This window comes from Pirellulales bacterium (assembly GCA_035656635.1).
Lineage (GTDB): Bacteria > Planctomycetota > Planctomycetia > Pirellulales > JADZDJ01 > DATJYL01.
Genome location: DASRSD010000148.1, coordinates 17,431 through 35,159 on the forward strand (window position 1 = coordinate 17,431; position 17,729 = coordinate 35,159).

Annotated in this window: 12 protein-coding genes; 7 read left to right on the forward strand and 5 right to left on the reverse strand. The window is 57.5% G+C overall.

The genetic code is table 11. The annotated features are described in order from the left end of the window. Positions 1 to 271: 271 nt before the first annotated feature. Both VFE46_14675 and VFE46_14680 read left to right on the forward strand, forming a co-directional pair. The gene (locus VFE46_14675) at positions 272 to 2,041 is read left to right on the forward strand and encodes a DUF1549 domain-containing protein (protein HZZ29240.1); all 1,770 of its coding nucleotides are present in this window, start codon (positions 272 to 274) and stop codon (positions 2,039 to 2,041) included. Between the two features lie 71 nt (positions 2,042 to 2,112). Continuing rightward, on the forward strand, positions 2,113 to 3,387 hold the full coding sequence (locus tag VFE46_14680; protein HZZ29241.1) for a DUF1501 domain-containing protein: 1,275 nt from the start codon (positions 2,113 to 2,115) through the stop codon (positions 3,385 to 3,387). 79 nt (positions 3,388 to 3,466) lie between these two features. On the opposite strand, the gene VFE46_14685 is transcribed toward VFE46_14680, so the two are convergent. The 4 genes from VFE46_14685 to VFE46_14700 all read right to left on the reverse strand — a co-directional run bounded on the left by VFE46_14685 (position 3,467) and on the right by VFE46_14700 (position 5,946). Further along, entirely contained in the window at positions 3,467 to 3,709 is a 243-nt protein-coding gene (locus VFE46_14685) for a DUF2007 domain-containing protein (protein HZZ29242.1), read from the reverse strand. 184 nt (positions 3,710 to 3,893) lie between these two features. Continuing rightward, positions 3,894 to 4,916, reverse strand: a complete 1,023-nt coding sequence (locus VFE46_14690) for an NADAR family protein (GenBank protein ID HZZ29243.1) — start codon at positions 4,914 to 4,916, stop codon at positions 3,894 to 3,896. Positions 4,917 to 4,925: 9 nt separating this feature from the next. Further along, on the reverse strand, positions 4,926 to 5,450 hold the full coding sequence (locus tag VFE46_14695) for a DinB family protein (protein ID HZZ29244.1): 525 nt from the start codon (positions 5,448 to 5,450) through the stop codon (positions 4,926 to 4,928). Positions 5,451 to 5,493: 43 nt separating this feature from the next. Further along, positions 5,494 to 5,946, reverse strand: a complete 453-nt coding sequence (locus VFE46_14700) for an SRPBCC domain-containing protein (GenBank protein HZZ29245.1) — start codon at positions 5,944 to 5,946, stop codon at positions 5,494 to 5,496. Positions 5,947 to 6,078: 132 nt separating this feature from the next. On the opposite strand from VFE46_14700, the gene VFE46_14705 reads away from it, so the two are divergent. The 5 genes from VFE46_14705 (at position 6,079) to VFE46_14725 (ending at position 15,417) form a co-directional block, all read left to right on the forward strand. After that, a complete protein-coding gene (locus VFE46_14705; GenBank protein ID HZZ29246.1) occupies positions 6,079 to 9,567 on the forward strand; it encodes a PD-(D/E)XK nuclease family protein in 3,489 nt (1,162 codons plus the stop codon). Then, a complete protein-coding gene (locus VFE46_14710) occupies positions 9,564 to 13,223 on the forward strand; it encodes a UvrD-helicase domain-containing protein (protein HZZ29247.1) in 3,660 nt (1,219 codons plus the stop codon). The genes VFE46_14705 and VFE46_14710 overlap by 4 nt, the downstream gene beginning before the upstream one ends. 31 nt (positions 13,224 to 13,254) lie before the next feature. Continuing rightward, positions 13,255 to 14,562: a CCA tRNA nucleotidyltransferase gene (locus VFE46_14715; protein HZZ29248.1), complete on the forward strand. Its 1,308-nt coding sequence runs from the start codon at positions 13,255 to 13,257 to the stop codon at positions 14,560 to 14,562. A 113-nt stretch (positions 14,563 to 14,675) separates the two neighbouring features. Continuing rightward, a complete protein-coding gene (locus VFE46_14720; protein HZZ29249.1) occupies positions 14,676 to 15,254 on the forward strand; it encodes a hypothetical protein in 579 nt (192 codons plus the stop codon). Further along, positions 15,247 to 15,417, forward strand: coding sequence for a hypothetical protein (locus VFE46_14725; protein HZZ29250.1), 171 nt, complete (start codon positions 15,247 to 15,249; stop codon positions 15,415 to 15,417). The genes VFE46_14720 and VFE46_14725 overlap by 8 nt, the downstream gene beginning before the upstream one ends. A gap of 34 nt (positions 15,418 to 15,451) precedes the next feature. On the opposite strand, the gene VFE46_14730 is transcribed toward VFE46_14725, so the two are convergent. Next, on the reverse strand, positions 15,452 to 17,729 hold a 2,278-nt coding region (locus VFE46_14730; GenBank protein ID HZZ29251.1), incomplete at its 5' end, for an SdrD B-like domain-containing protein.

Sequence of the window (17,729 nt, forward strand, 5' to 3'; positions counted from 1 at the left end):
AAGAGATTTTCGGGGCTTTTGATAGAATCGGGGTTAGTGTTGTGCCGGGAAATAAACCTGGGTATTGGTGCAGGGCGAATCGACTGGCGACTATGGGCTGGGTGGCCGTGGCGTGGCAGCGGCCCAGTATCCACCTGCGCGGGGTTAAATTCATAGTGTGCCAGAGGTAATGTAAAGGATGCAAAGCGTGCATCCTGGTGACTCGACCGATCCGGCAACAGGCGCTGGAAAAATTGCGAGCTCACAATTGCACAAGCCAAGGGAGCAGAACATGGGAAGAATTGCGGCCAGCGTTAGCGCGATAATTCTTCTAATTTTTGCCGTCCACGTGTTGCCGGCGGAGGAAAATTCATCTCCGCCGCTGTCTCGCCCAGCGAGCATGACCGCCAGCACCACATCGTCCAGCTCCGCGGGCTCGATTTCTTCCGGCACGAATTCGGCCACATCCAAAACGGTTGCCGCCGAGCAAGTGCGGTACATCAACGATTACATTCACCAGGGCTGGCAAGCGCACAATTTGCTGCCTTCGCAGACGGCGACCGATGGCGAATGGTGCCGCCGGCTGTTTTTGGATTTGTTGGGCCGCATTCCCGACGTGGACGAAGTGGAAGGCTACTTGCGCGATCACTCGCCCGACAAAAAACAACACTTGGTGAACAAGCTGTTATCGGAAGATTATGTGGAGGAGTACGCCAACAATTGGGCCAACGTGTGGACGACCATTCTTATCGGCCGGCCGCCGGCACAGCCCGACCGGCGTTCACTGGTCGATCGAGAAGGAATGCAAAAATATCTGCGCGATACGTTCGCCCGCAACAAGCCATACGATCAAATGGTGACCGACCTGCTGACGGCGGACGGCTCCAACAAGCCGGGCGAGGAAAACTTTCACGGCGCGGTGAATTTCCTGATTGGGAACATGGAAGATAGCGGCGTCAATGCCACAGCCAAAACCGCCAAAGTATTTCTGGGTCTGCAAGTGCAGTGCACGCAGTGCCACAATCATCCGTTTAACGATTGGAAGCAAAATCAGTTTTGGGAATTGAATGCCTTCTTCCGCCAAACCAAGGCGGTGCGCGAAGGCCCGCGCCGTACGCCCGAGCCGGTGGCCGAGCTCATCAACTCGGATTTCAACGGCGATCCCGGCGCTCCTAGCCCGGCGCAGGCGCTATTGTTTTACGAGTTGCGCAACGGACAGTTGAAATCGGCCTATCCGGTGTTTGTCGACGGCACGGAAATCAATCCCGATGGGCGAGTTTCGAAAGTGAATCGCCGCGAGGAGCTGGCCAAGCTGGTCAAATCTTCGCCGTACATGGATCAGGCCATTGTCAACCGTATGTGGGGACATTTCCTGGGTTACGGCTTCACCAAGCCGGTGGACGACATGGGTCCGCAAAATCCGGCTTCGCATCCGGAGCTGCTGGAAAAGCTGGCCAAAGATTTCGGCGCGCACAGCCACGACCTGAAGCAGCTTATCCGCTGGATTGTGCTCAGCGAGCCGTACGGCCTGTCGAGCAAAATGATGAAGGGGCATAACGACAAGGACGACCCCACTAAGGGCGAAAAGCCCATGTTCAGCCATTTCTACCTGCGGCAAATGCAGCCGGAGCAGTTGTACGAATCGCTGCTGGTGGCCACGGCGGCCGACAAAACGCTCCGCAATTCCGACGAGCAGGAGCGGACGAAAAATCAATGGCTGCGGCAGTTCACCATTACCTTTGGCACGGACGACGGCGCCGATTCCACCACCTTCAACGGCACCATTCCGCAAACGCTGATGATGTTCAACGGCGATTTAATTCGCCGCGCCACCAACACCGGGCAGGGGGATTTTCTCGATCAACTGGCCAACGACGCCAAAATGAACAACGCCGACCGCATCAATCGGCTGTTTTTGGCCACCGTGGCTCGTCGGCCGAACCCGGAGGAAATCTCCTGGGCGAACAAACTTTTGACTGCTCGCAAGGGTGACCCCGTGGGCGCCCTGCAAGATGTATTTTGGGTTACGCTTAACAGCGCCGAGTTTATTTTGAATCACTGATTCCATTAAGACTGTGAGCCCCGATTTTTCCGGGGATGTGAATACGCAGGCCACTGAATTGGAGAACCGCCATGTTCAACTGTAATTGTCCTTCCGGCATGACTCGCCGTCACTTCATGACGCACTTGGCAGGCACCGCAGCCTTGGCTTCGCCGGCCATTGCTTTCACCAACACGCTGCTGGCCAATGCCGTTGATATGAAGCGGAAGAACAAAGCCTGCATCATGCTGTGGATGGGGGGCGGCCCGGCCACCATTGACATGTGGGACATGAAGCCCGGCTCGCCCACGGCCGGCGCGTTTAAGCCCATTTCCACCAAAGTAGACGGCCTGCAAATTTGCGAGCATCTGCCGCAGTTGGCCAAGCAAATGGATCAACTGGCCGTCATTCGCTCTATGAGCACCCGCGAAGCGGACCATGGCCGCGGCCGCTATTACATGCACACCGGTTATGTGCCCAACCCAACGATCGATCATCCCAGCTACGGCGCGGTGGTGGCTCACGAACTGGCCGACAAAATGCCGCATCTCGATATTCCCCCGTTCGTTTCTGTCGGCAGCGACAGCATTGGCCCCGGATTTTTAGGCATGACCTGGGCGCCATTCGTCGTCGATGCCAATGGCGATGTGAAAAATCTGAACAATGGCGGCAACATGGATCGCATGAACGAGCGGCTTACCGTACTCGAAGCGATGGATCACCAGTTCATGTTCGAAAATCGTGGCGAGGCTGCCGACGACCATATGAAAGTGACGAAAAAAGCCGTCAGCCTGATGACCAGCAAGCAAATGGCCGCCTTCAAAGCAGCCCAAGAGCCGCCGGATGTGCAGGAGCGTTACGGCAAAACCGGGTTCGGCAAAGGCTGCCTGATGGCCCGTCGCCTGGTGGAAGCCGGCGTGCCGTTTGTCGAAGTCGACATGGGAGGCTGGGATACGCACAGCAACAACTTCACGACGCTTGAGAAAACAAAACTGCCCGAGCTAGACAAAGCCATGTCGGCCCTCATTACCGATTTGAAAGATCGCGGCCTGTACGATTCCACCGCCATTATGTGGCTGGGCGAATTTGGCCGCACGCCGCGCATTAACGGCAACGCCGGACGCGATCACTATGCTCGCGCTTGGAGCGTGGTGGTGGGCGGAGGCAGCTTCAAACGCGGTGTGATCGTGGGCGCGACCAACGAAGATGGCACGCAGGTGACCAGCGATCCTTACACTTCGCAAGACCTGATGGCCAGCGTGCTGAAATCGCTGGGTATTTCGCTCGACACCACCTTCACCAGCAACAGCGGCCGCCCAATGAAAATCGCCAACAGCGGCAAAGTAATTAAAGAGCTGTTTGCTTAAGCGGCATGCGGCTGGCAGCTGGCGGTAGGCAGCCGGCGGAAAATATATAGCCCGACTGTGTCAGTCGGGCTATCGTTCCTCACTCCGCCGCTTTGCCGTGATCCAGATGTTTGAGAATGCCCCGGGCGCGCCCTTCGTTCGAGGCGGCCACTAAAATTCGTGGAGCCGCGGACCAGCCGAGTGCATCGCCGCCCAAACCGCTTTGCAAATCATCGCCGTCGACCATCGCTTTAATGCCGGCATCTTCCAATTCGGAAACCATCATGTGCGCTTGCACGCTGCTTTTCGCCCGATAAACTTCCACCAAATCTTCCGTTTCCATGTTCAACACCTCGCTTTAATATGCAGATCGGCCCGGAACTGGGCCAAAAAGCGATTCAATTCTCAATTGCTCGCCTCTTCAATATATCATTTCTTATCGACAAGGCCAGCATGGCGACTAGCCGGTGTTTCAGGCTATGGGTGTGCACAAAATCCGGCGGCAAAAGATACTTCCCACGGCAATTTCATTTGGCCGCTGGAGCATCTTTTTGCAACTGGCTGCGAATGTTCATCAAGATGTCGTAATATTTCCACGCCGCTGCCGCATCGGCCTCCTGATGATGATCGGGCTTAAGAATTAAATCACCGGTGGAAAGGAGGGCCGCTTTCACATCCGGATTTTGCTTCACCTTGGCCCACGTGGCTTCGACAATCAGCTTGTAGTGATCGCCTGGCTCGGCGGGCTTGTACGGCATTTGCCGGCCTTCAAAAGTGATCCAATCGATGCCCATTTTTTTCATGTTGTCGCTGGCCAAATCGCCGGCGTGCTTGGCGTCGAACGCGGTCATGCCGGCCACTTCGTCGCGCGTATGCTTCCACTGTAGGCCGGGGAATTTCGTCCGCACATCGTCCGCACCTTCTGGGTATTTCATCATCTGCCAGAAGCCTTCCAGGCTGGCGTATTTTTTGCCGTGAAATTCAAACGGCGTGAGGGCAAAGTTGGAGAGCAATCCCAAATCGGGCTGCCGTTTGGATAAAATCACTTCGCCCGCACCGGCTTCTTGCGGCAAAACTTCCCACTCCGGCGCGCCTGTCTTCGATACCGCTTTCCACCAGCGGGCCGGATAACGCCCGTCGCGCAATTCTTCCGCGCCCTTATTATTGGGCGCCGGCTCGCCGCCGCCAGTTAATTGCCCGGCTGCGGCAAGGGCGGTTGCCACGTTCGCTGCGTAAACTGGAATCGGCCAAGAAGGGTAATTCTTCTTCCAATTGTCATCCATCACTTGTTGCGTTTGAGCCAGCGCCTCGGGAGTAAATACTGGCTGGTGCGCTGCAATAAATGCCCGCTCGTCAAGATAGGCCTTGGTGGCAGCTTCACGAACCGCGGCAGTTTGTTTTCGCTGCTTCAGCATATAGCTGGCAAAATAAAAGGCGGCAATCGCCACAACGATCAGCAGTGTCCGCAACGTGAATTGGTCTTTTCGCATGCCAGTTTGCATTTCCCACAACTCCATGCCGCAGGGCGTGGCACTTTCCCCCGTTGTCACGAGGATTATTCAATCAAACTTCCAGTCGGGTTCGTCGGACGAGTTGAAATACACCGCCGGCACGGGCACGTTAAGCAGCCGCAAGTATACGCACAATTGGGCCCGGTGATGAACCATGTGGTTCAAACACCACAGCCGCGAAATCTTCGCCTTCGAGTCACTGTGCAGCACTTGATTTCCCTGCTTCAAGCTCCAGGGGCGCTGTAAGCCGGCGTCATCAATTTTGGCAAGCGCTGCTTTGACTGCGGCTGCGTGCTTGTCGAATTCCTGCAGCAGGTCGGCGTGATTGTTCGGCTCGCGGCGAATTTCCGGCGGGTTGGCCATGTCGAGCGAGTCCTGCTCCAGCGTGGTGATCATCCATTGCGGCAGCGTGGCGACGTGCATGGCCAGCCGGCCCAGGCTCATCGATTTTTCGTGCGGCTTCCAGCCGAAATGTTTTTCCGGCAGCCGCTCCAGCACTTTTCGCGTAACGTTCAGTTCGCGTTCCAAGTCGCAAAATGCGATGTCTTTGATCGATGTCGATGCTGCGGCCATTCATCATCTCCTTAAACTACTGGCGATATAGGAAGCGGCACGTTCACACGTTCTTTGTAAGCCAAGCCCGCCAGGGCGTCCAGTAATGCTGCTGCCAACCTTGGCTGACGCCGGCAAAATCGTTGTCGGCCACATTGATATGGTTCAGCTCAATCCGTCCGCCGCCATCTTCCGGCCAAAAGGAGAGGACCAAAATCGAGTCGATCGCCGTCGCCGAAAAATGAACCGAGCGCCATGTTTGCACAATCAGCCGTTTCGGCTCCACGTGCAAAATTTTGCCGCTAATCATCCCGTCGAACGCTCGAAATTCACTGCCGCTTGCCGCGCCAATGACCACCGGATGCCCCGTGAAGGCCGCATGCGCTTGCGGATCTAAATACATGTCGAACAATTTTTCCGGCGCTGCGGGCAATGACGCCGCAATGATTACATTCTTAGGCATGGCCAGTGCTTCCTGAGCGTGAGAAGATGGGGCGATTACGCGAATGAGCGTCATTATCGGCTCCGCTCGGCTGCAGTCAAATCTCCGACCCTTTGCGCTACGTTGAATTCGCTGTAAATTAGTACAGGCATTGCAAGTTAAGCGATTTCCGCCCCTGTTGCTTCCGCATCCAATTTGTCTGAATTTATGCCTGCCCAGGTTCAAGTTTGTGCCGGTCCGGCTCGCAGTGGGAAAACCGCGGAGTTGCTTGCGCGCTATCGGCAAATTTTGGCGGGGCAGGGGGATGGAAACATTTCGCAGCGTGTGCTGTGGTTGGCCCCCACACGGCATGCCGCCACGGAAATTCGCGGGCAGATTTTGGATGGCGGCTTATGCGGCTGCTTTAACCCCGGCGTGTACACGTTTGAGCAATTCGCCCAAGCGCTGATTATGGCCGCCGAAAGCCCGCCACAATACCTGGGGCAGTTGCTCAAGCGACAATTGATCCAGCGGTTACTGGCCGAGGCAATGGCGGCGGACAAGCTCTCGTATTTCGCGCCGATTGCGGACACCGCTGGTTTGGTCGATCTCATGGCAGGCGTCATCGGCGATTTGAAGCGCCAGGAAGTGTCGCCCGATAAACTGTCCGAACTGGCGCACTCTGCCGACGGCTCCGAAAAAACGCGCGAAATTGCGGCCATCTACAAAGAATACCAACGGATATTGAACGAGCACCACATGTACGACGTGGAGGGACGGTTTGCTGTTGCCGGCAAGCTACTCCGCGAAACGCCGCCGGAAAAATGGGGATCGTTCAGCGCCGTCCAATACCTGGTGCTCGATGGCTTTACCGATTTCACGCGTTCCCAGCACGAGGTGCTGCAGCTTTTGGCCACAAAGCATCCGGCGCTGACGGAATTGAAGATCACGTTGCCGTTGGAACAAGAGACTGGTCGGGCCGATTTATTTTTCAAACCGCAGCAAACGCTGAAGTTGCTGCAAGAACGTCATCCTCAATTGCAGCTTCACTGGCAGCCGCGGCAAACAGAAAGTGGCTGGCCCGCTTTGGCGCATTTGGAACGGTACGTATTCGCCAATCCGCGCGGCCTGCCGCCGGCCACTGACACGGCGGGAATTGAAATTATCGCCACCTCGGGTCAGAAAGCCGAACTGGAAGTGCTGGCCAGGCGCATCAAAAAATTGCTCGTTCATGGAGATTCGGCCGGCTCAAGCGTCCCATCGAACGGCCACGGCGAACAGAACCCTCGACCGGTCCGCCCGGATGAAGTGGCCGTGGTGTTTCGCTCTTTGGAGCCGGTTTCGGCGTTGGTGGAGGAAGTATTTTCCGAATACGGCATTCCCGCCGCGATTGATTTGCCGCCGCGATTGGGCCGCTCCCCCATGTTGCAGGCATTGTTGGCGCTGCTCCGTTTGCAGTCGGGCGATTGGCCTTTCCGCCAACTGCTTGCCGTTGTGGGAAACAATTATTTTCGTCCCAACTGGCCTGCGTGGCAGGAAATTGGCGCGCCGCTGGCCGTGGATTGGTCCATTCGTCAATTGCAGGTGCCCAGCGGGCGAAAAACTTTAATTTCGAATTTGGAATGGCGGACGAAATCCGGCGATGCGGTCATCCTGGCCACCGCGAACGATGCGGCAGACGAACCCAATGCACAGCGCAAAGCGGAACAACGCCAGCGGTTTGCCGTGGCGCACCACGTGTTAAGCCAATTGAGCAAAACGCTTCCCTCGCCGGAAAAGCGCCGCCCACTATCCGATTGGATTGGAATTTTGCAACGCCTGGTAGATGAGCTGGGGCTGTTGCGCACCGAGGCAGAGCACGCGCCGCTAAAGCTGGCCGCCCCTGCCGGCAATGATGACCAGCACGCCTGGCAAAGTTTGAAAAACGTTCTTTCTGCAGCCAGCCAGCTCGAACAAAAATTAGATGGCGAAGGTGCGCCATTGGGCTGCACGCTGCCAGAATTTATTGCTCGACTGCAAGATATTTTGGCCGTCGAGGCGTTGCCGAATTCGAGCGAATTGATCGGCAAAATCCGGGTGCTTGCCGCGCAAAGCATTCGAGCCATCAGCGTGCCGTATTTGTTTGTGGCGGGCATGGCGGAGAAAGTGTTTCCGCCGCCGGTGCGCGATGACCGCATTTACACCGAGGCGGAATATCGCAGCCTGAGCGCGGCCGGAATTAGCTTTGTCGACAACCGGCAGCGAAGTTGCGAGGAAATGTTGCTGTTTTACGAAGTAGCCACTCGCCCGATGCGGCAGTTGGTTCTAAGTTATCCTGCGCTGGATTCCGCCGCCCAGCCGCTTTTGGCCAGCCCCTATGTGACCGAGCTGCAGCACGCTTTGGGGATCGAGCCCGTTGAGGATATTTCTCTTAGCCCCGTGCCCCAGCACCATGCGGTGTGCAGCCCCACCGAGTTGCGTGTTCGTGCCGTGGCTGAATTAATGGAAGATCGTCCGCAGCCGCTTGCGCAATTCCTCAGGCCCCGTGCTGCGGCAACTTCGCCGTCCGCCGCCGCGATGCCAGGCCTGTTGGCAGGCCTGCAAGCTATTGCCGCCCGCAGAAAAAGTGCTCGCTTCGGTCCGTTCGAGGGTTTGCTGCTGGGCGCAAAGGCGCAAGAGCGGTTGCAAAGGCATTTCGGTCCGGAGCATTGCTGGAGCGTAAGCCGGCTGGAAGATTACGCGTACTGCCCTTATCAGTTCTTTGCGAAACACGTGCTGGACCTGGAAGAACTGCCGGAACTTACGCTGGAAGTAGATTACGGCCGCCGCGGGGGCTTTGCTCACGATGTGCTGGCCCATTTGCATCGGCGCCTGAACAAAGTTGCCCAGCAATCGCCTGGCGATCTAACCAGCGACGACTACGAGCAAGTCATCAGCGAAATTTTGGATGCTCTCCACGAAGCGCTGCAAGGCAGCCCGCTGGAAATTGCCCTGCAAACGGTCGATCTGCAACTCATTAAGGAATGGCTGGGCAAGTATGTTGCCCAGCATGCCGACTACGACAAATCGTTGGCCGCATCCACATTCGCCCAGCCGTTGCGGCCGGCTTATTTTGAGGTTTCCTTTGGATTGCAGCCGCGCGAAAGCCCGGAGATCGATCAGCTTTCGACAAACCAACCGTTCCATTTGCGTTGCGGCGAAGAGGTGGTTCGCCTGTCAGGCCGCATCGATCGCATCGACACCGGCGTGATTGGAAACCAAATCGTATTTAACGTGCTTGACTATAAAACCGGCGTGAAGAAAAATTCTACACTGCCGGATGTTCAGTCGGGCTTGGCCCTGCAATTGCCGTTGTACGCACTAGCCGTGCAAGAGTTATTGCTGGCCGGCCAACAAGCCTTGCCGTGGCAAGTGGGCTACTGGTGGTTGAAGGAAAAAGGCTTTCACACCAGCGGCATCCCTCCGTTGTTTGAACTTGGCGCACAAGGACTGTGCGAAACGGAAGAATGGAAATCGCTGCGCGCCGAAATTTTGGCCCGCGTCGTGTCATTGGTGCAAGGCATTCGCGGTGGCAAGTTTCCGGTGTTCGGCGCAGAGAAAAATTGCACTACCAACTGCGCTTATTCCACCATTTGCCGCATCAATCAAATTCGTTCCCTGGGCAAAGCCTGGCCGGAGGCCACTGCCGAGCCGTCCCATTCTCATCCTGCAGCCGATCAGGTTGCGGCCCTGCCATGAGTTCCGTAGCAACCTACACCCCCGATCAGCAGCGCGCCATCGAAGCGCGGGATTATTCCGTGGCGCTATCAGCTGGGGCAGGGTGCGGAAAAACATTTGTGCTTACCGAGCGATTTCTGTCGGAATTAACCCCTCCCGATTCCGGCCGCCGCCAGCCTCCGGGGGAGTCCCTGGCCGATTTGCACGAAGTCATCGCCATTACTTTCACCGAGCGCGCTGCCCGCGAGATGCGCAACCGAATTCGCAAAAATTGCTACGAGCGTCTAAAAGCTCCCCAGGTGGATCAGGAACAGCATTGGCTGCGTTTGTTGCGCAATTTGGATGCGGCCCGAATTAGCACCATCCATTCGTTCTGCGGAGCGCTGTTGCGAGCGCACGCCGTCGAAGCGGGCCTCGATCCGAATTTCACGGTGGTCGAACAGGCGCAGGCCGATACGCTGCTGGCCGAGCTGTGCGAAGACACGCTGCGCGATGTCCTCAGCGAAAGTTCCAATTCGCAGCGTTCGCCGCTGATCAATTTAATTGCCAAATTGAATTTGCGGCGCGTGCAGGAGGCGGTCGTTCAACTGATTGTCGAAAACAAAACCGCGGATTTTGAGCCGTGGATTCATTGCGGCCCCGCCGAAGTGGTTACCGCCTGGGAACAGCTCCGCTCCACGAAAATTATGCCGCTGCTGCTGGCACAACTGGCGCAGTCCGAGGCAGCCCAGTCGCTGTTGGAAATGATCGGCCAGCTCGGCGCTGCCCCACAAGCGGTGCGCGACCGCTGTGTGCCGCTTTCGCAATTGCTTTCTGCATTGCCTGAAAGCGGCAATCCTGTCAACGATTTAAAATTGATTTGCGAATATGCGCAAGTCAAGGGCATCAGTAATATCAAAAATTGGCCGGACGAATTGTTTTATGAGCGATACAAGAACTCCGCTGCAGAACTGCGCGAGGACGCGAAAAAAGTCGCCCGGTTTGCGCAACCCTGTGGCCAAAATGCGGAGGCGGATGCTCAAGCTGGCCTGCACCTGCTGGCATTGGCCCACACGGTGCAAACTCGTTATGCGAAGCAGAAGCGCGAACTGGGCTGGGTCGATTTCAACGATTTGCTGGTCCAGGCCCATCGACTGCTGACTGATCCGGCATTCGCCGCGTTGCAACAACAACTGGCCTCGCAAACGCGGCTGCTGCTGGTGGACGAGTGTCAGGATACCAATCTGCTGCAAGTGGAATTAATAAAAGCCTTGTGCGGCTCGCACGCACATCACGGCAAGCTGTATTTCGTGGGTGATTACAAGCAATCTATTTATCGTTTTCTGGGGGCCGATCCCACGGTGTTCGCCGGCTTGCAGGCGGAAACGCCCGAGTCGGGAAGATTGAAATTGTCGCGGAACTTTCGCAGCCAGCCGGCCATTTTGGATTTTGTAAACGCGCTGTTTTGCAACTCGCTTTCCATCCGCAGTTCCACCGGCGACCGCTCGGTTCAGCCGTACCAACCGCTTACGGCACAGCGCCCGCAAGCCACGGCCGTTCCTGCTGGCGAATTTTTGTGGGCCGCCGGCGAAGTCGAAGAGCAAACAGCCGGCACGGCAGGCCAATCGCGACAAAACGAGGCCGATTTGATCGCGCGCCGGATTCGCCGCATGGTCGATTCCAGCGAGCTTCTCGTCGCCGAAAAGCAGTCGGACCATGGATACGTTCCGCGCGGCGTTCAATTTGGGGATATTGCCATTTTGTTTCGTGCGCTTTCGGACGTGCAGGCATACGAAGAGGCTCTCCGTAATTGCGATGTGCCCTATTATCTGGTCGGCGGACATGCCTTTTATATGCAGCAGGAAATTTATGACGTCGTCAATTTATTGCGGGCGCTGGCCAGCCCGGCCGATGTCGTCAGCCTGGCTGGAGTGCTGCGCAGTCCAATGTTCGGGCTGACCGACGAAACGCTGTTCTGGCTGGCACAACACTCGCAGGGTTTGGCGGCCGGGCTATTTGCCGAGCGCTGGCCGCAGGAACTGGACGAAGCCCAGCAGCGCCGCGCAAAATTTGCCGCCCAAACGTTGGACCACTTGCGCTCGCGCAAAGATCGTTTGCCCATTGCCGCGCTCTTGAACGAAGCGTTCGCCCTGACGGGTTATGATGCCGCTCTGGTGGCCGAATTCATGGGCGAGCGAAAATTGGCCAATGTTCGCAAGCTGCTCGAGCAGGCCCGAACGTTCGATCGCTCCGGCGTGATGGGCTTGGCCGATTTTATTGTGCAGCTTTCGCAATTTGTGGCCAGTGTGCCGCACGAGCCGCTGGCCGCCACGCATCCGGAAAAAACCAATGTGGTGCGATTGATGACCGTCCATCAAGCCAAGGGTTTGGAATTTCCGGTGGTATTCATTGCCGACCTCAACCGCCGGTCCGCAACCACCAGCGATCTTGCGAATTGGCATCCGGAGCTGGGCCCGCTGGTGCGCATCAATCCCAGCGACAAAAAAACCGACGGCGTAACGGGGCACGATTTGTTGCGCGTTCTGGACAATCAAGAGATCGAAGCCGAGCGCGTGCGGCTATTGTACGTGGCTGCCACGCGCGCCGCAGATTACCTGGTTCTCTCCGGAGGAATGAACGAGCCAAGCTTGCAGTCGCCCCAAGGCGAGTGGGCCAAATTTGTAGCTCAGCGGTTCGATTTGCAAACCGGCACATTTTGTGGCACGCTGCCCGACACCGGCGAGTATAAAATTCCGCAAGTGAAAGTCACCACGATGCTCCCGCCAAACGCTGCGGCCATTCCAAAAAAACATGCCTGGCGCGATTTGGACAAACTGCTCAACCGCGCTTTGGAAATGGCGGCAGTTCCGGTCAGCAGTGGAATGCCCGATTCCAACGCTTGCCTGGCGCTGCCCGTGCAGATCGATTTTGCAGCCCAACGGCGGTTTTCCGTCTCGCGCTTAAATGGCCTGCTGGAACCGGTCGAGGAACAAGCCACCGCCTTGACGTTTCTGGCCGACGAAAGCGATAGCCGCCCGGCGCTCAGCGGCGCCGGAATTGATTTAGGCACGCTAATGCATCAGGCCTTGGCGCGGCTCGATTTTGCCGGGTGGGTTGCGACCGCATCAGACCATCCCGCAAAGCTGCGCGACATGGCATCTCGCTGTTTGGAATCGTGCGCCGGTTACCAGGCCGAGCTGGCCGATGCCGCCGTGGAAATGTTAATACGCTTTGCTCAATCGCCCCGGGCGCGCGAGCTGGCCAAGGCCAAGCTCGTGCGCCGCGAATTGGAATTTTTGCTGGCCTGGCCTCCGAGAGATAATGCACACGAAAAGCATTCGACGGCCGCAAAAATTCCGCGCATACGAAATCGCTATTTGCAAGGCTTCCTCGATTGCCTATACCAAGATGCGTCCGGCCGGTGGCATTTGCTCGATTACAAAACCAACCAGGTTTCCGCCGATACGGCGGCCGCTTTGGCCTCGCAGTTCGAGCTGCAATTGGGAGTGTATGCTTTGGCAGTGGAGCAAATTTTGCAGCAGCCGCCGGTGGAGTTAACCGTGCATTTTTTGCGGACGTCGGTGGAACATCAATTTGTGCCCGATGCCGCCTTCCGCCAGCGCATGATCGACCGCGTGAACCAGGCCATCGATTCAGCCGTCATGAGCAAGGCCACCTCGATTTCTGCCGCCGGATAGTTACGATTGACAATTCGATTGCTTGCGGCCTATGCCTTACCTCGACCCGCACAAACAGCGCCAGTTTGCCGTTGAAGTCGTGCGTCAACTGCGCGACCAAGGCTTTACCGCCTATTGGGCCGGCGGCTGTGTGCGCGATTCGCTCTTGGCACGCACCCCCAACGATTACGACGTGGCCACCAATGCTCTCCCGGAGCAAATTAGCGGAGTGTTCCGCAACCGCAAAACCCTTGCCATGGGCGCGGCGTTTGGCGTGATGACCGTGCTGGGTCCGCGCAGAGCGGGGCAAATTGAGGTCGCCACTTTTCGCCAAGATGTCAGTTACAGCGATGGGCGGCATCCCGACCGTGTGGCGTTTAGCTCGCCGGAAGAAGATGCCCAGCGGCGAGATTTCACCATCAATGGCATGTTCTACGATCCGCTGGCGGAGCAAGTGATTGATTTTGTCGGCGGCCAGGCCGATTTGCAGCAAGGCGTGGTGCGGGCCATCGGCAATCCGCTGGCGCGCTTCACCGAAGACAAGCTGCGGCTGCTGCGGGCGGTGCGGTTTGCGTCGGTCTTCGATTTTCGATTGGAGGAAAATACGCTCGTGGCGATTGGCGAAATGGCATCGCAAATTTCGATCGTCAGTGCCGAGCGCATCGCCGACGAAATGCGCACCATGCTGGAGCAGCCGGGCGTGGTCCGCGCCGTGCAATTGCTGTACATCACCGGTTTGCTGGCGGCGATTCTGCCCGAGACCGTCAAAGTTGCAGAAATCGAAGGCTGGAGCCGCGAAGCAACGGCTGCCGAAAGTTCATCGCCGCAGGCGTGGCCCGCAACGTGTCGAACTTTGGCGCTCCTGCAGGCCATACAACAATCGTCGTTTCCGCTAGCGCTGGCGATTCTGCTGCATGCAGCCGCTGGAGAAAACTTGGCGGAAACAGTTGGCCGGCGCTGGCGGTTGGCGCGTATTGAAACCGATCGGCTGGCATTTCTGTTGAAAAATCAACATGCGTTAATCGGCGCGGCCAGCCAGCGTTGGTCGCAGTTGCAACCCTTGCTGGTGGCTGACGAGGCGGATGATTTGCTCAAGCTCTTTGCGGCACAGGCCGAATTAGGCTTGGCCGATCCGCGGGACGTAGCATTTTGCCGCGCACAGTTGCAATTGCCCGCGGCCCAATTGAATCCGTCGCCGCTCATCACCGGCGCGGATTTAATCGCCCAGGGAATTCCCGCCGGGCCTGCGTTTGCGCGGCTACTGCAATCTGCGCGCGAAGCGCAATTGGACGGCGAAATTGCCGACCGTGCTGCAGCGCTGGGTTTGGTCGAGCGTCTGAGGCAGGCCGGTCACACCTAAGAGCAAGAAATGTGATTGACTGGCCCCTAGCCCGGCCTGGGGCGCGGAGCTAAACTACCGCTTCGTCACGGTCGATTTGCTCGGCTCCACAACTCTTAATCCCCGCTTGTTCCATGTATTGGTTCGCTCTGGCCTTACGATGGTTTCACTTGGTGGCCGCCATGGTGGCGGTGGGGGGAACCGCTTTCATGCGCTTTGCGCTGGTCCCCTCGGTGAGCGTGCTGGCCGATGAGCAAAGAAAAGCCTTGCACGAGCAAATTCGTTCTCGGTGGGCCAAGTTAGTGGCCGGCTCGGTTGCGTTTTTGCTAATCAGCGGGCTGATTAACTTCGTGCTGTTTTTGACCGAGAGCAAAACCGAGCCTTGGGCGCAATGGCATCAGGCATATAACTCGCTGTATCAATTTGTGTTCGGAGCGAAGTTTGCTCTGGCGATGGTGGTGTTTTTTATCGCTAGCGCTCTGGCGGGCCGTGGGCAGGCAACGCAAAAATTTCGCCAGGATGCCACATGGTGGATGACGGTGAATTTGGTTCTGGCGCTGGTCGTTGTGGCACTCTCCGGCGTGTTGCGCTTCACCCACGTGGGACCAACGCTACCCAAGATCGCGGCGACTGCGACGGCTCCGGTTGAAATCGCGCTTCCAAGCAGCTCGCCGCCCTCCGCTACCCCATCAACCGGAGCCCCCGGTGGATAAAAAAGCCAAAAAGCGGATTGATGTCTTGCACCAAAAACTGCAAAAGCTGCGGCAACAACTGGCTGGCGCCAAGCAGCAGCCCGACGAGCCGGGGGACATTGTGCGCTTGGAAAAAGAAATTGCCGCCGCTGACGCGGAGTTGCAGCAATTGAAATCTGCGTAAACGCTCAGCCGGCGGAGAAAATTCCGACGCCCGTTTACTTGGTCACGGTTTCTGACGGCTTCGCCGCGGTTTGCACGGCGCTGGAGCCGTTCACGTGGTACACGCCCACCGTGGCCCGGCCGCTGCCGTCGAATTTACCCACGACCGGAATGTCGCCGGCTTGCCCGAGTTGAACGACCTTGCAGTCGGCATCTAGCTTGTGGTGATTGTGGACATCGAGATAGAACGTGCCATTGCGGTACACGCCAATTTTCTCAATGCCGTCGCCGGTCCAATCGCCAACGACGGGAATATCTCCCTTTTGGCCGAACTCGCAGATCAAATCTTTCTCGGTCAATCGGCCGTCGCCGTCGATATCCAAGCACCAGGTGCCGTTGCGGAACACGCCAATGTGCCGCAGGCCGGTTCCCATCCAATCGCCGACAATCGCTTTTTCCACCGCCGTGCCGTAGTGGAACACGTGGTCGATGTAATCGGCCCGCAGCTTGCCGTTTTCGCCGCGCTGTAAATCGCGGCGGCCACTGGTGGCGTCGTCGGCATCAGGCGGAATGTTTTTCTTGCGCTTGGCAGTAACTTGCGTTTTGTTGAGTGGCGAGGGGAGCCCGCGATCGACTTTCACGGCATGCGGATCGAGCGGCCAGGCGGGACCGTACAAGCCGATGTCGTCTTTGCCGTCGCCGTTCCAATCGCCCACCACCGGCTGGTCTTCGCGCGTTCCCAGGCGGGCCCAAATATCTCCCTTGTCCCAGCGGCCGTCGCCATTCAAATCGATGAACCATTGTCCGTCGGCGTAGAAGCCCAACTCGCTTTGGCCATCGCCGCGGAAATCGCCGGCAATGGGAATGCCGTCTTTCATGCCGGTGAGTTGTTGCTGCACGGTCTGGCCGTTGGCATCGATGTATGTCAACTGGGCGGAAACCATGTTCATGTCCATCCAGGTGGCCGTTTCCATCGACACGTTCGATAGATCCACGGCCACGCTTTGGGCATCGCCGCCGCGCGGGAAGCCGGCATCGACAATGCTCAAGTGCCAGGTGTAGCCGATCGCATCGCCGCTGTTCAAATCGGGATTGTTAATCAGCGGTTGATACGGCGGAATCACCAGTGGGATGAGCGGCGGCGGCGTTTCGCTGGCCAGCGGCGGCGGATTCGTGGGTGGATTTTGCGGCGGCGGAATGAAGGGCACGCGCTGCACCACCACTTCGCTGAAATTATTTTCCACCGAGTTTTGCTCGCGGCCCAACGGGATGGTAACGATGGCGTCGAAATTCGGATTGAACGGCAACGTCGGAATGGCCGAGGGGGGCGTGTTGTGGTTGATGGCCACGCCGCCGGTGCTGCCCGGCGTGTCGATGCCGTCAATGTAATTGGCCGGCTGAAACTCGCGAACAATATAGGTGCCGGCATCCAAATCGTCGAACTCGTAGAAGCCGTTGGCATCGGTCACGGCGGTCCGCGGCTGGCCGGCATCGTCCAAAATGGGACTGCCCGATTCGTCATACAACGCCAGCGTTACGCCCGGAATGGGCTTGTCGCCGGGCGCCCGCACGCCGGTGCGAATGGTGTCGATATTGGGCAGCGTTTGGCCAATGCCCAACACAATCGGCGGGCCGTCTTGGAACACATAGCCGGAAATGCTGCTGGGCAAGTATTCGCAGAAATCGTAATCGATGCCGTTGGCGCCGGAGGTAATGACAATTTTGTTTAACAAATCGACGGACGTGTTTTCACCCACGGTAATGCCGCCGATGGTACCCACCATGTCCATGCCTTCCTCGTAGCCGGCCGGCTGGTGCTCGAAGACCGAATACGTGTCGGGATCCAAATCGTCGAACTCGTAATTGCCCTGGGCGTCGGTCTTGGTCGTGGCGATGACGGTGCCGCTGCTATCTAGCAGGTCGATTTGCACGTCCGAAAGGGGCAAGTCGGTTCCCGGCTCGTACACGCAATCGCCGTTGGTGTCGTTCCAGACCTTCCCCTTGATGCTGCCGGGAATGTACTCGCAAAAATCGTAATCAATGCCGTGGGCATCGGAGGTGAGCGTGATGTTATTGAGTAAATCGACGGCGCTGTTCTCGCCCACTTTAATTCCGTCGATCGTGCCGACCATGTCCATGCCCTGGTCAAAGCCGGCCGGCTGATGCTCGAACACCGAGTACGTGCCGGGATCGAGATCGTCGAATTCGTAATTGCCCTGGGCGTCGGTCTTGGTCGTGGCGATGACGTTGCCGTGATTGTCCAGCAAGTCAATTTGCACATCCGCCAGCGGAAGATCTGTTTGCGGCTCGTACACACAGTCGCCATTCACGTCG